11 protein-coding genes are annotated in these 13268 nt (G+C 73.5%); 3 read left to right on the top strand and 8 right to left on the bottom strand.

Annotated elements, in window-relative coordinates; translation table 11 throughout:
* Positions 1-78 precede the first annotated feature (78 nt).
* The 3 genes from ACIPXM_RS03275 to ACIPXM_RS03265 form a co-directional block, all read right to left on the bottom strand.
* Positions 79-1068 carry a malate dehydrogenase gene (locus ACIPXM_RS03275; RefSeq protein ID WP_401651399.1) on the bottom strand — a complete coding sequence of 330 codons (990 nt, stop codon included), beginning with the start codon at positions 1066-1068 and terminating at the stop codon, positions 79-81.
* Between the two features lie 331 nt (positions 1069-1399).
* On the bottom strand, positions 1400-2020 hold the full coding sequence (locus ACIPXM_RS03270; protein ID WP_401651397.1) for a DUF3017 domain-containing protein: 621 nt from the start codon (positions 2018-2020) through the stop codon (positions 1400-1402).
* Between the two features lie 2 nt (positions 2021-2022).
* Complete coding sequence (locus ACIPXM_RS03265) at positions 2023-2883, bottom strand: bifunctional methylenetetrahydrofolate dehydrogenase/methenyltetrahydrofolate cyclohydrolase (protein WP_401651395.1); 861 nt, start codon at positions 2881-2883, stop codon at positions 2023-2025.
* A 340-nt stretch (positions 2884-3223) separates the two neighbouring features.
* Between ACIPXM_RS03265 and ACIPXM_RS03260 the strand changes: the two genes are divergently transcribed.
* Positions 3224-3817, top strand: a complete 594-nt coding sequence (locus ACIPXM_RS03260) for a hypothetical protein (protein ID WP_401651392.1) — start codon at positions 3224-3226, stop codon at positions 3815-3817.
* 97 nt (positions 3818-3914) lie between these two features.
* Here the strand turns inward: ACIPXM_RS03260 and ACIPXM_RS03255 are convergent, their stop codons facing one another.
* The 4 genes from ACIPXM_RS03255 to purN all read right to left on the bottom strand — a co-directional run bounded on the left by ACIPXM_RS03255 (position 3915) and on the right by purN (position 9065).
* Positions 3915-5060 carry an IS30 family transposase gene (locus ACIPXM_RS03255; protein ID WP_401651389.1) on the bottom strand — a complete coding sequence of 382 codons (1146 nt, stop codon included), beginning with the start codon at positions 5058-5060 and terminating at the stop codon, positions 3915-3917.
* Between the two features lie 195 nt (positions 5061-5255).
* Complete coding sequence (locus ACIPXM_RS03250) at positions 5256-6761, bottom strand: DUF2079 domain-containing protein (protein ID WP_401651387.1); 1506 nt, start codon at positions 6759-6761, stop codon at positions 5256-5258.
* A 134-nt stretch (positions 6762-6895) separates the two neighbouring features.
* Positions 6896-8461, bottom strand: coding sequence for a bifunctional phosphoribosylaminoimidazolecarboxamide formyltransferase/IMP cyclohydrolase (gene purH, locus ACIPXM_RS03245; RefSeq protein WP_401651384.1), 1566 nt, complete (start codon positions 8459-8461; stop codon positions 6896-6898).
* Positions 8436-9065: a phosphoribosylglycinamide formyltransferase gene (purN, locus tag ACIPXM_RS03240; RefSeq protein WP_401652469.1), complete on the bottom strand. Its 630-nt coding sequence runs from the start codon at positions 9063-9065 to the stop codon at positions 8436-8438. The genes purH and purN overlap by 26 nt, the downstream gene beginning before the upstream one ends.
* 273 nt (positions 9066-9338) lie before the next feature.
* Between purN and ACIPXM_RS03235 the strand changes: the two genes are divergently transcribed.
* Positions 9339-10067, top strand: coding sequence for a hypothetical protein (locus tag ACIPXM_RS03235; protein ID WP_401651382.1), 729 nt, complete (start codon positions 9339-9341; stop codon positions 10065-10067).
* A gap of 16 nt (positions 10068-10083) precedes the next feature.
* Here ACIPXM_RS03235 and ACIPXM_RS03230 read toward each other — a convergent pair whose 3' ends face one another.
* Positions 10084-11700 (bottom strand): DUF6350 family protein, encoded by a 1617-nt coding sequence (locus tag ACIPXM_RS03230; RefSeq protein WP_401651379.1) that lies wholly within the window; start codon positions 11698-11700, stop codon positions 10084-10086.
* A gap of 120 nt (positions 11701-11820) precedes the next feature.
* Here ACIPXM_RS03230 and ACIPXM_RS03225 point away from each other — a divergent pair, with 120 nt between their 5' ends.
* Positions 11821-13197 (top strand): helix-turn-helix domain-containing protein, encoded by a 1377-nt coding sequence (locus ACIPXM_RS03225; protein ID WP_401651377.1) that lies wholly within the window; start codon positions 11821-11823, stop codon positions 13195-13197.
* Positions 13198-13268: the final 71 nt, after the last annotated feature.

Raw genomic sequence — 13268 nt, 5'->3', positions numbered from 1 at the left:
GTGCGGACACGGCGGTGCCCCCGGCCGATCCGGCCGGGGGCACCGTCAGTTCCGCTGCGGCGGGCTCAGCGGCGGGGCTCAGATGAGGCCGAGCTCGCGGACCGCGTCGCGCTCCTCCGACAGCTCCTGGACGGAGGCGTCGATGCGGGCGCGGGAGAAGTCGTTGATCTCCAGGCCCTGGACGATCTCGTACGTGCCGTCCTTGCAGGTGACCGGGAAGGAGGAGATCAGGCCCTCCGGGACGCCGTAGGAGCCGTCGGACGGGATGCCCATGGAGGCCCAGTCGCCCTCGGCGGTGCCGTTGACCCAGGTGTGGACGTGGTCGATGGCGGCGTTCGCGGCCGAGGCGGCGGAGGACGCGCCACGGGCCTCGATGATCGCGGCGCCACGCTTGGCGACGGTCGGGATGAAGGTGTCGGCCAGCCACGCCTCGTCGTTGACGACCTCGGCGGCGTTCTTGCCCGCGATCTCCGCGTGGAAGATGTCCGGGTACTGGGTCGCCGAGTGGTTGCCCCAGATGGTGAGGCGCTTGATGTCCTCGACCGAGACGCCGGTCTTCTGGGCCAGCTGCGTCAGCGCGCGGTTGTGGTCCAGGCGGGTCATCGCGGTGAAGCGCTCGGCCGGGACGTCGGGCGCGGACTGCTGCGCGATGAGGGCGTTGGTGTTGGCCGGGTTGCCGACGACGAGGACCTTGATGTCGTCCGCGGCGTGGTCGTTGATGGCCTTGCCCTGCGGCTTGAAGATGCCGCCGTTCGCGGAGAGCAGGTCGCCGCGCTCCATACCGGCGGTGCGCGGGCGGGCGCCCACGAGCAGCGCCACGTTGGCGCCCGCGAAGCCCTGGTTCGGGTCGTCGAAGATGTCGATGCCCTTGAGCAGCGGGAACGCGCAGTCGTCGAGCTCCATGGCGGTGCCCTCGGCGGCCTTCACGCCCTGCGGGATCTCGAGGAGGCGAAGCTTGACCGGCACGTCCGCGCCGAGCAGGTGGCCCGAGGCGATGCGGAAGAGCAGCGCGTAGCCGATCTGGCCGGCCGCGCCGGTGACGGTGACATTCACGGGAGTGCGGGTCATGGCGATCTCCGTAAGACAGCTGGCGGTGGGGTTCCCTTGCCCTGAGGCTGGACGTCTCCCCTGATCGATCGATGTCTCGACGTGAAGAGATATCCAGCGGTCAGGCTATCGGACCCGGGCCGCCCCGCACCCCCACCCCCTTGTGGTCCGCCTCACTAGCGCCCGAGTCAGGAGAGATGGCGGAACGGTCACCTCCGTCACCTCCGTGCCACAACGGGCCGGTGGGCCTTGAGTCCGGTTGGCACGTACATGACTCTTGATCACAGCGGCGCCCGTCCTCCCACGGGGGAGAGGACGGGCGCCGCGTTCACCGTTCCGGGCGACCGTACGCTCAGGTGACCGTCAGATGGAGGACGTCCTCCAGGAACGGGATCCGCAGCCACGGGTCCGGCGCCACCATCAGGGCCAGCAGCACGATGAGCCCGCCCATCACGCCGTACGTGATCATGTCGGTGAACCGCGAGCGCACCGCCAGCATGCCCACCGACGGCAGGGTCCTGCGCAGCACCGCCCCGACCAGCAGCGCCACCCCGACCAGCAGGGTGCCCACCCGGAACGCCTGCGCGAAGAGATCCGTCCCCACGATCAGCAGGCCGAGCCCGGCCAGACCGAGGACCAGGAGCAGCGGCCACTGCCGTGCGGGCGCGGGCGCGTCACCCGGGGCCGCCCGGCCGCCGCCCTCGGGGCGCGCGGTCGTGGTGGTGAGCTGGGCCCGGGGGTGCCGGCGCGGGGCCTTGGGGGCCTCGACGCCATCGTGACCGTCGCCGTCGCCCCCCTCGGCGGTTGGGGCAGGGGCGGCGCCCTCGCCCGTACCGGTGACCGTACTCGTATCGGCGTCCGTGCCCGTGTCCGTGTCCGTGTCCGTGTCCGTACGGACGACCGCGGCCGCCTCCGCGTCCGCGTCCGCCTCCGGTTCCGCCGCCGGGGCCACCGGCTCCTCGGCGGAGGACACGGTCAGCGGACCCCGGCCGCGCGCTCGGCGGCCTCGACGACGTTGACCAGGAGCTGGGCGCGGGTCATCGGGCCCACCCCGCCCGGGTTCGGGGAGATCCAGCCGGCCACCTCGGCGACGCCCGGGTGCACATCGCCGACGATCTTGCCCTCGTCGTTGCGCGAGACGCCGACGTCGAGCACGGCCGCGCCCGGCTTCACGTCCTCGGGCCGCACCAGGTGCGGCACCCCGGCCGCCGCCACGATGATGTCCGCGCGCCGCAGATGCGCGGCGAGGTCCTTCGTACCCGTGTGGCACTGGGTCACGGTGGCGTTCTCGGAACGGCGGGAGAGCAGCAGCGGCATCGGGCGGCCGATGGTCACCCCGCGGCCGATCACCACGACCTCGGCGCCCTTGATCTCGACCCCGTGCCGACGCAGCAGCGTGATCACGCCGTTGGGGGTGCAGGGCAGCGGCGCGGGCTCGTTGAGCACGAGCCGCCCGAGGTTCATCGGGTGCAGGCCGTCGGCGTCCTTGTCCGGGTCCATCAGCTCCAGGACCCGGTTCTCGTCGATGCCCTTGGGCAGCGGCAGCTGCACGATGTAACCCGTGCACTCCGGGTCCTCGTTGAGCTCGCGCACGACCGCCTCGATCTCCTCCTGCGAGGCCGTGGCGGGCAGTTGACGCTGGATCGAGGAGATGCCGACCTGTGCGCAGTCGCGGTGCTTGCCCGCGACGTACTTCTGGCTCGCGGGGTCGTCGCCGACGAGGACGGTGCCGAGACCGGGCGTCACGCCCCGCTCCTTCAGGACCGCCACCCGGGCGGTCAGATCGGCTTTGATCGCGGCGGCGGTGGCCTTGCCATCGAGAATCTGGGCGCTCATGGCGCCATCCTCCCGGAAGACCCCCGCCGGTTTCCAATTCCGGCCGCGCCGGGCGGCGGTCGCGGAGGCCGGAACGAGGGCCGAACCGAAGGCCGGAACGGAGGCCGGAACGGAGGCGGAGGTTGCACTTGCACAACCGCACGCGCTATCGACTGGACAACGGGTCGACATTTTGACCACGATGATCGGTGCAGTGCCGCAAGCAGTGCCGGGGGGCAAATCCGCTCATTCTCCGTGACATGTCATGACGCCTCTCATGGGGTCGTGACAGGCGGGATGACTTTCCTCCGCGCAGGGCAAGCGTCGTCCCCGCACACAGACCATACGGAGGAACCTCTCGATGAGCTTCGGCGACCCGAACAACCCCTACGGGCAGCAGCAGGGCCAGCAGCCCGGCTACGGCCACCCCCAGGCCCCGCAGGGCGTCCCGCCGCAGGGCGGCTACGGCTACCCGGCGGCCCCGCCGGTCTCGCCGTACGGCGGCCCCGGCTACCCGGGTGTGCCGACCGAGATGCCGGGCGGCCTGAAGGCGGCCCGCGTGATGCTCTTCGTCATCGGCGGTTTCCAGGTCATCGGCGCGATCTTCGCGGCCCTCGCGGCCGTCGGCGTCTCCGCCGCGAAGAACGACCCGGCCCTGAAGGACGACGTCCAGTTCCAGGAGATCGCCGACTGGGCGCCCGGTCTGGTCTGGGGCGTCGCCCTGGCCATCCTGGCCTGGGGTGTGCTCGCCATCGTCCTCGGTGCCAAGTTCGGCAGCGGCGGCAACGGCATCCGGGTCACCGCGATCGTCTTCGGCATCATCACCGCGGTGCTCGGCATCTACCCGTTCGTGGTGGTCGGCCTCGCGCACACCGTGATGGCGATCCTGGTCGTCGTGTTCGCGGCGAAGTCGGACGGCGCGGCCTGGTTCAACCGCCACCGCCAGCAGTTCTGATCCACCATGCCACCGCGCGCGACGCGGGCGGCACGCGAAGGGGCCGGGTTCCGACAGGGCGGTTTCTAGCGGTCGTTGCAACACACGGTTGTGTTGATCAGGCCGTGAGCAGTTTATGCAGGCGCTCGGCTGGGGTTTCCCAGTCGAGCGTTTTGCGTGGGCGGCCGTTGAGTTCGGCGGCGACGGAGGTCAGGTGTTCGGGTGTGTGGACGGACAGGTCGGTGCCCTTGGGGAAGTACTGCCGCAGCAGGCCGTTGGTGTTCTCGTTCGATCCGCGCTGCCAGGGGCTGGCCGGGTCGCAGAAGTAGACCGGGATGCCGGTGGCCAGGGTGAAAGCTCCGTGGGCGGCCATCTCGGAGCCCTGGTCCCAGGTCAGGGACCGCTTGAGGTGGGCGGGCAGGGTCCGGGCCGTGGTGACCAGTGCGTCCCGGACGTTCTCGGCGCCGTGGTCGCCGGGCAGGTGCAGGAGCATGACGTAGCGGGTGGCGCGTTCGACCAGCGTGCCGATGGCCGATCTTCCGTCCTTGCCGATGATGAGGTCGCCCTCCCAGTGGCCGGGGACGGCACGGTCCAAGGCTTCCGCGGGCCGCTCGCTGATCATGACCATGGGTGTGGTGAACCGCGGCTGGCGGGCAGCGGCCTGACGGTGGGGTCTGCGCCGGGCACGGCCGGAGCGCAGAGCCCGGGCGAGTTCGCGGCGCAGCTCGCCCCGGCCCTGGACGTAGAGGGCCTGGTAGACCGTCTCGTGGACCACGTGCATCTCCGGCCGCTCGGGAAAGGTGTCCCGCAGAGCCTGGCAGATCTGCTCCGGGCTCCACCGTATGGTCAGGCGGTCCTGGATGAAGTCCCGCAGCTCGGGATTCCGTGCGATCTTCCCCGGCTTCGGGCGGGGCCGGCGGGCCTCGGCGCGGGACTGAGCCGCGTGCGGCCGGTAGTGCCGCCGGCCGCGGGGATCGACCGTGCCGTTGCGGCGGATCTCCCGGCTGACGGTGGAGGGGCTGCGGCCCAGCTCGGCGGCGATCGCGCGGACCGTCGCCTTCTCCCGCAGCCGGTCGGCGATGTGGATACGGTCCGCCTCGCCCAGATACCGGGACGGCCCGGAAGGCGCCGCCACCGCGCCAAGCGGTGCCAGCGCCTTCCTCTGTGTGCCCGTGGGCTTACGCCCGTGAAGCCACTTCCTGCCCGTGCGGGCGGCTATGCCGACGATCCGGCACGCCTCCCGGTTGCTGTAGCCCTGCTGCATGAGCCGGGAGTATGCCTCCCGCTCCCGGCTCAGCTTTCTGGGCCCTTGAGGGGTCCGGTCCCGTCGGATCTCGAAGTCCATCGCCACCCCTGAACTGGGGTGTTGCAACGACGCCTAGAACCCAAGCAGGAACCCGGCCCCTTCGCCGTATCCGCTCAAGCGCTCGCTCGCTCAAGTACTCGCTCGCTCACGCGCTCACTGCCGCTTGAGCACCACGAACTGCCCGGCCTGCACGGCCACCTCGTACCGCGCCTCCGGGTGCAGCTGGGCAGCCAGGCCGACCGGGTCGGCGACCGGCTGGGACCAGCCCGAGCTCAGGTCGAGGGCGAGGTAGTCGGGGCTGACGCCGGGGGCGCCGCCGACCCAGTAGACCGTGTGGTCGGCGGTCAGGTGCGCCATCAGCGTCACGTTGGTCTCGACGCTGGTGCCCGCCGGGACCGCCGCCACCGCACGCCGGGCGTCGAGCGTCCGGGCGTCGACCGTGTACGTCGCGGGGCGGGTCAGCTCGCGCAGCGGCATGTCCAGGGCGTGCACGGCGGCGATCGCCGTGACCACCGGGATCGCCACCCGGCCGTACGCGGCGAGCCAGGGCCGCGGCGAGCTGCGCACCGCGCGGACCGCGTCGACCAGGGCCAGGAACACCACCGGCATGAGGATGGCGTTGTAGTGCCAGAACAAGCCCCAGTGGTTGGCGTCGTGGGACAGGAAACGCCAGGCCAGGGTCGGCAGGATGAGCAGCGTCAGCGGCGAGCGCAGGCACAGGAACCCGGCGACGCCGAGCACGAACAGCACCATCTCCCACTTCTCGCCGTGCTGGAACGCGCCGAGCACGGAGTCGAGGAAGGAGACCTCCGCCCCGTCGCCGCCCTTCTCGATCTTCGCCCAGTAGTCGTACTGGCCGACCCGGCTCGCGGCCGGGATGAGCACGAGCACGGTGAGCGCGAAGGCGGCGACGCCGAACCCGGCGACGGCCGCGCCGAGCCGCTTCTGTCCCTTGACGAACAGCACCGCGCCGACCATGGCGACGGTGAGCCCCATGTCCTCCTTGACCAGGACCAGCGGCAGCGCCCAGGCGACGGCGGCGGTCCAGCGGCCGAGCAGCAGGGCCCGGCAGGTCAGGGCGAGCAGCGGGACGGCGAAGGCGATCTCGTGGAAGTCGGACTTCACCGCCTCCTGAAGGCCCCAGGACAGCCCGTACGCGACGGTCAGCGCGATCCCGAGGGCCCGGCTGCCGAGCACCTGCTGCGCGGTGCGCCCGACCACGGCGGCGGACGCGGCGAACAGCGCGGCCTGCGCGAAGAGCAGGGCGAGCGGGGAGGACCACACCCAGTAGAGCGGCGCGAGGAGCGCCGTCACCGGGCTGAAGTGGTCGCCGAGTATGAGGAAGCCGGGGCCCTTGATGTCGACGATCGGGGCACGCAGCTCGGCGTACGCGCGGACCGCTTGCTCGAAGATCCCGAGGTCCCAGGAGGGCGAGCGGAAACGCTCGTACTGCACCCAGGAGTAGAGGAAGTAGAGCAGCCCGAAGACCCCGGCGAGCAGTGCGTACGGCAGCACGGGCGCGGCCGGGGCCGCGGACCCGGCACCGGCCGGGACTCCGGCCGGGCTGTTCTCGCCGTTCTCCCCGGCGGGCCCGGAGCTACCGGAACCGGCCCTGGGAACGGCGGGCTCCGCCGCGGAACCGTTCTGCACATCCAACACCGTGCCCCCAGGGACCTGCCGCCGACGAAAGAGCAACCCATTAGAACAGAGGTGGCCGGACCGGCGGAATCTTCGCAGGGCCCGCCCGATGCCTGGGCGTCGGGCGGGCCCGCGTCCGCTCACGCGGTCGCGGCTCAGTGGAAGAAGTGGCGCGTCCCCGTGAAGTACATCGTCACGCCGGCCGCCTTCGCCGCCTCCACGACCTGCTCGTCACGGACCGAACCGCCCGGCTGCACGACCGCCTTCACGCCCGCCGCCGTCAGGATCTCCAGGCCGTCCGGGAACGGGAAGAAGGCGTCCGACGCCGCGTACGCGCCGGTCGCGCGCTCCGTGCCGGCGCGCTCGACCGCGAGCTTCGCCGAGTCGACGCGGTTGACCTGGCCCATGCCCACGCCCACCGACGCGCCGTCCTTGGCGAGCAGGATCGCGTTGGACTTGACCGCGCGGCACGCCTTCCAGGCGAAGGACAGCTCGGCCAGCTCAGCGGCGGAGAGCGCGTCGCCGGTCGCGAGGGTCCAGTTCGCCGGGTCGTCGCCGTCCGCCTGCAGGCGGTCGGTGACCTGGAGCAGCGCGCCGCCGTCGATCGGCTTGACCTCGACCGGGTTGGCCGGGGCGCCCTCGGCGCGCAGCACGCGGATGTTCTTCTTCTTCGCCAGCACTTCGACCGCGCCGTCCTCGTAGCCGGGGGCCACGATGACCTCGGTGAAGATCTCGGCGACCTGCTCGGCCATCGCGACCGACACCGGGCGGTTGACGGCGATGACGCCGCCGAACGCCGACAGCGGGTCGCACGCGTGCGCCTTGCGGTGCGCCTCGGCGACGTCCGCGCCGATCGCGATGCCGCACGGGTTGGCGTGCTTGATGATCGCGACGCACGGCTCGTCGTGGTCGTACGCGGCCCGGCGCGCGGCGTCGGTGTCCGTGTAGTTGTTGTACGACATCTCCTTGCCGTGCAGCTGCTCGGCCTCGGCGAGGCCGCCCGTGCCGTCGACGTACAGCGCGGCACCCTGGTGCGGGTTCTCGCCGTAGCGCAGCACGTTGCTCCGCTCGTACGTGGCGCCGAGGAAGTCGGGGAAGCCGGAGGCGTCGGCGGCCGCGTAGTCGGCGGCGAACCAGGACGCCACGGCCACGTCGTACGCGGCGGTGTGCTGGAACGCCTCGGCGGCGAGCCGCTTGCGGGCGGTCAGGTCGAAGCCGCCCGCGCCGACCGCGGCGAGCACGTCCGCGTACCGCTCCGGGCTGGTGACGATCGCCACCGACGGGTGGTTCTTGGCCGCGGCGCGCACCATCGACGGGCCGCCGATGTCGATCTGCTCGACGCACTCGTCCGGCGTGGCGCCGGAGGCGACGGTCTCCCGGAACGGGTACAGGTTCACCACGACCAGGTCGAACGGCTCCACGCCGAGCTCGGCGAGCTGCGCGCGGTGCGACTCCAGGCGCAGGTCGGCGAGGATCCCGGCGTGCACGCGCGGGTGGAGGGTCTTGACCCGTCCGTCCAGGCACTCGGGGAAGCCGGTCAGCTCCTCGACCTTGGTGACCGGGACGCCGGCCGCGGCGATCCGCGACGCGGTGGAGCCGGTGGAGACCAGCTCGACGCCCGCCTCGTGCAGACCGCGGGCCAGCTCCTCCAGCCCCGTCTTGTCGTAGACGCTGACCAGCGCGCGGCGGATGGGCTTAACGGTGTCCGTGTTCACCGACATGAACCTTTCGTCCCTCAATGCTGTAGCCGTTGCGGGCGAGGCGCCCCACGACCTCGACGAGCAGCGAGCGCTCGACGTCCTTGATGCGCTCGTGGAGCGCGGCTTCATCGTCCTCGTCCCGTACCTCGACCACGCCCTGGGCGATGATCGGGCCGGTGTCGACGCCGTCGTCGACGAAGTGGACGGTGCACCCGGTGACCTTCGCGCCGTACGCGAGGGCGTCCCGCACCCCGTGGGCACCGGGAAAACTGGGCAGCAGTGCCGGGTGGGTGTTCACGACCCGGCCGCCGAAGCGGGCGAGGAACTCCTTGCCGACGATCTTCATGAACCCGGCGGACACGACGAGGTCCGGCTCGTACGCGGCGGTGGCCTCGGCGAGCGCCCGGTCCCACTCCTCGCGGGTGGCGTGGTCCTTGACCCGGCACACGAAGGTCGGCAGCCCGGCCCGCTCGGCCCGCTCCAGACCGACGATCCCGTCCCGGTCCGCGCCGACCGCGACGATCCGCGCGCCGTAGCCCTCGGGGTCGGCGGCGACGGCGTCGAGCAGGGCCTGGAGGTTCGTGCCGGAGCCGGAGACCAGGACGACGAGACGGGCGGCAGCCACTGGGGTCACTCTTTCCATGATGTTTGTGCGGTCGTACGAACGAATCGCGTCCCCCGATACGGGGAACCCTACGAAGGGCTCGACCGTCAGCAACGATACCGGCACTCCGGACGGCCCCCACGGGACGGGGGCGGGACCGGGCGGTAGCGTCAGGGTCCGACGGCCAGCACGCAGTAGTACGCAGCAGTCACCCAGCAGTACGGCAGAGGGCCGCGGCACCGCCGCACACGGCCGAAATCAGGGCACGACAGACAGAGGGAAGACGTCCAGCACATGCCGGATCGCCAGTCCAGCCAGTCCACGAACGACAACAACCCGTTCGCGCCGCCGCCGGAGGGGCGCCCGGACCAGCCGTGGCGGCCGCGCCGCCCGGAGGGCGGGCAGGAGGGCGGCCAGGAGGAGCGGCCCGAGGAGGGTTCGGGCGCGGGCCCGGGCTGGAGCAGCAGTCAGCCGGGCCGTTCCTCGGACGGTTTCGGCGGCCGCCCGGAGCGCCCCGCGAACGGCCAGGGCGGACAGGGCGGTCAGGGCGGCGGACCCGGCGGCGACCAGGGCCCCGGCGGCTCCGGTGGATCCGGCGGGCCCGGCCTGCGCTGGGACCCGACCGACCCGGCCCAGCGGCGCGCGCGGTACGCGGTGCTCTCCGGCATGTGGGCGTTCTTCTTCGCGTTCGTCTTCCAGGAGCTGGCGCTGCTGCTCGGCGCGCTCGGCCTGTACTGGGCGATCAGCGCGCTGCGCACCCGGACGAAGACCCCGGAGGGTCCGCCGTCCCCGCAGCAGAACGCCGCCCGGGCGAGCGCGAACCGCGCCAAGCAGACCGCGGCGATCAGCGGTCTCGTGGCGTCCTCGCTCGCCCTGATGGTGATCGGGAGCGTCTTCCTGACGCACCTGGTCTACCGCGATTTCTACGAGTGCCGGGACGACGCCCTGACCAAGCAGAGCCAGCTGGCCTGCAACGACCTGCTGCCGAAGCCGCTCAGGGACACCCTGGGCGTGCGCGAGTAGCGGTCCCCCCGAGGGATCACTCGCGGGGTCGGTCGCCGGTCGCGGGGCGCGGTTCCCGGGGCTCCCGGGGCTCCCGGGGTTCCCGGGGTTCCCGGGGTTCCCGGGGTTCCCACGCCGCCGGGAGAACGCCGTACCCCTCGTCGGCCTGGTCCTGGGCCTCAAGGGCGTCGAGCCGGGCCAGGGACCCGGCCGTGTCCGGTTCCGCGGTGACCTGGTCGGCGGGGACAGCCCCGGCATCCGTCTCGGCGTCCGCCGCGACCTCGGCCTCGGCTTCGGCTTCGGCCCCGGCCTCGGCCTCGGCCTCGGCGTCACCCTCGCCGAGCGGGGCCGGGACCGGCGAAGGGGCCGGCGGCGGTACGGAGAGCGGGAGCGGCGGCGGTACGGGGAACGGCGCGGCGACCGGCCTCGGCGGCAGCGCCGCCCGGCGCACCGCGCGGCGGCCCCAGGCCCGTACCGCGAGCGCGGTCGGCAGCCCCAGCGCCACGCACCACAGGACCGCCGCCGCGCCCGCCTGCCACCACACCGGGCCGAACGCCGCGAGCCGCCCGGGGCCCAGCGGCCCGCCCGCGAACCCCGCGAGCAGCGCGACCGGCGCGCCGACCGCCCAGGCGGCGCCGAGCGCGGTGAGCGCCGTCTCCTGCGTGGTCCAGGACCGCGCCACCCGGCCCACCCGGCGGCCGAGCACAAGCGCCGCCACCGCCGGGACGACGGCCGCCGTCCAGTGCGTCCAGCTGCCCGGGCCCTGGCCGGGGAGCGCGGCGAGCAGTGGGAAGTCCGGCAGCGCCGGGGCGCCGCCGGTGAAGCCGAGCGGGGTGACCAGGGCGCCCGCACCGAGGGCGAAGCCGGGGCCGAGGCCGTACGCCACGCCCCAGACGACGGCGTTCGGCAGCAGCGCGAGCACGAGCAGCGCGACCGCCACCCGACCGGACCACTCCCCCGCGAGTCCGTCGTACGAGGACTGCGCGTCGCCCACGTGCCAGAGCAGTGAGGCCGCGGCGAGCAGCGCGCCGCCCGCGCCGAGGCCGAGCAGTCCGAGCCCGGCGGCGCGCAGGGCGGTCGCGATCCGCTCCTCGCCGGGCAGCGGCCTGCCCCGGGCGGTCCAGAGGCCCGCGCAGGCCGCCGCGACGACGCTGAACGTCGTCCAGACGGCCGTACGGACCAGGTCCGCGGGCAGCCAGCCGGACTGCGAGTAGGCCACCGCACCGGTCGCGACCAGCAGATATCCGCCGACGACCGCCGCCAGAGCGGGCACCGGCGCGGGTCCGGCGTGGCCGTCGTCCGGGTCGAGGGTGTCCCGGGCGGCCCGGTGCACCAGCCACAGCGGCAGCACGGTGAGCAGCATCGGGGTGACGCCGAGCGGGGCGGGGACGCCGGAGAGGGTGTCGGTGCGGACGAGGTCGGCGCCGTGGGCGAGCAGCCACAGCCCCGCGGCGGTGTGGAGGGCGCCGCCGGGACCGCTGTCGGGGAAGGGGGAAGCGATCCAGGCGGCGGTCACGAGGACGGCGAGCGCGCCGAGGCCGAGGCCCGCGGCGACGCCGCCCCGCGCGAAGGCGGTGGCCAGGGCGGCGGAGGCGCGGCCCTGGACCGGGGCGTCGAGCGCCGTGGGCGGGCGCTGCTCGGTCACGTGCGTCACGGGGCCCATGCTGCCAGCGACACGCGGTTTGTCCGCGTAACAGGCGAATGGTCGCTGTGTCGCTCAAGATACGTTTATGTACTTTTCGGCCCAGAGCCGCGCTGTGGGAGGTCGACGCCGATGAGTCCGACGAGCCCCTCCGTCGCGTTGCCGTCCCCCAAGGAACGGCGGCGGTTGCGCGAGGCACTCTCGCTCACCGAGGAACAGGTGGCGGAGACCTTGGGCGTCACCCGCGCCACCGTCCGTTCCTGGGAGACCGGTCGCAGTTCCCCCAGGGGACGCAAGCGTGAGGCGTACGCGAAGCTGCTCGGCGTCCATGAGGACCCGGCCCCGCCCCGTACCGAGCCCCCGCCCCGTACCGAACCTCGTACCGAAGCCCGTACCCAGCCTCGTACCGAATCGGCGCGTACCGAGCCTTCGCGGACGGACAAGCCCGCCCGGCCCGCCGCCGCCGGGGGCACCCGCCCCCGCCCGGCCGCGAAGGGGACCGCGCGCCCCCCGAAGGCCCCGGCCCCGGGCCCGAGCCCGGCACCGGCACCGGCGGCGGCCGCGCCGAAGCCGGTGCGCAAGGCCCGCCCGAAGGCCGCCGAGCCGCGGCCGGTCCGGGCCGTGGCGGCGCCGGTCGCCCAGGCTCCGGCCGAGGCGCCCGCCCCCGCTCCTGCCTCCGCCCCCGCTTCCGCCGCCGTGGCGGAACCCGGGCCGACGCCCGAGGAAGCGTTCGACGCGCTGTACGACCATGCCGCGCCCGGCCTGGTCCACCAGACGTATCTGCTCACCGGGCGGCGGCGGCTCTCCCGCGAGTCCGTCGAGCACGCCTTCCACCTGGCCTGGGACCACTGGCCCGAGGTCGCGACCGACGCCGACCCGGTCGGCTGGGTGCGGGCGGCGGCCTACGAGTACGCGCTCTCGCCCTGGCACCGGTTCCGGCGCAGGCACCGGCATCCGGACTCGGCCCCGACCGAGGCGTCCCGGCGGGCGCTGCTCGGGGCGCTGCTCGACCTCCCGGCGCCGTACCGCCGTACCGTCCTGCTCTACGACGGCCTCGGGCTCGACCTGCCGGAGACGGCCGCCGAGACCGAGGCGAGCACCCCGGCCGCCGGGAACCGGCTGCTGCACGCCCGGACGGTGATCGGGAAGCGGATCCCGGAGCTCGCCGAACCCGAGGCACTGCAGGAACGACTCGGCGCGCTCGTCGCGGAGGCGCCGACGGCGACCCTGCCCGCCGCCCGCAAGGTGCGGACCGGCAGCGAGCACCGGTCCCGGCTGCTGACCCGGGCGGTGGTCGGGGTGAGCGCGGCGCTGATCGGCGTCACGGCGTTCACCGCGGCGACCGCGCCGGACCGCTACATCCCGGTGAACGCGCCGGGCGAGGTCGTCGAAGGGGTGCCGGTGCGCGGCGGGCCGCAGAAGCTCGGCCCGGAGGACAAGGAGCTGCGCGACAAGCTGCGCACGGCCCCGAACCCGGGTCCGGAGCGGCTGGTCCCGGCCGTCGAGTAGGCCGAGGGAGTGGCGAAGGGGCCCTGCCCCACCCGGGATTCCGGGTGGGGCAGGGCCCCTTCAGCGTGCCG

It is taken from the genome of Streptomyces sp. NPDC090025 (genome assembly GCF_044748125.1).
GTDB lineage: Bacteria > Actinomycetota > Actinomycetes > Streptomycetales > Streptomycetaceae > Streptomyces.
The sequence above is the reverse complement of the archived record's forward strand: the minus strand, read 5'-3'. Positions and strand labels throughout refer to the sequence as shown.

Excerpts from the sequence above, each read along its gene's own strand:
- ACIPXM_RS03260 (WP_401651392.1), top strand. The coding sequence starts at position 3,224 with ATGAGCTTCGGCGACCCGAACAACCCCTACGGGCAGCAGCAGGGCCAG.
- ACIPXM_RS03255 (WP_401651389.1), bottom strand. The coding sequence starts at position 5,060 with ATGCAGCAGGGCTACAGCAACCGGGAGGCGTGCCGGATCGTCGGCATA.
- purH (WP_401651384.1), bottom strand. The coding sequence starts at position 8,461 with ATGTCGGTGAACACGGACACCGTTAAGCCCATCCGCCGCGCGCTGGTC.
- ACIPXM_RS03235 (WP_401651382.1), top strand. The coding sequence starts at position 9,339 with ATGCCGGATCGCCAGTCCAGCCAGTCCACGAACGACAACAACCCGTTC.
- ACIPXM_RS03275 (WP_401651399.1), bottom strand. The coding sequence starts at position 1,068 with ATGACCCGCACTCCCGTGAATGTCACCGTCACCGGCGCGGCCGGCCAG.
- ACIPXM_RS03265 (WP_401651395.1), bottom strand. The coding sequence starts at position 2,883 with ATGAGCGCCCAGATTCTCGATGGCAAGGCCACCGCCGCCGCGATCAAA.
- ACIPXM_RS03225 (WP_401651377.1), top strand. The coding sequence starts at position 11,821 with ATGAGTCCGACGAGCCCCTCCGTCGCGTTGCCGTCCCCCAAGGAACGG.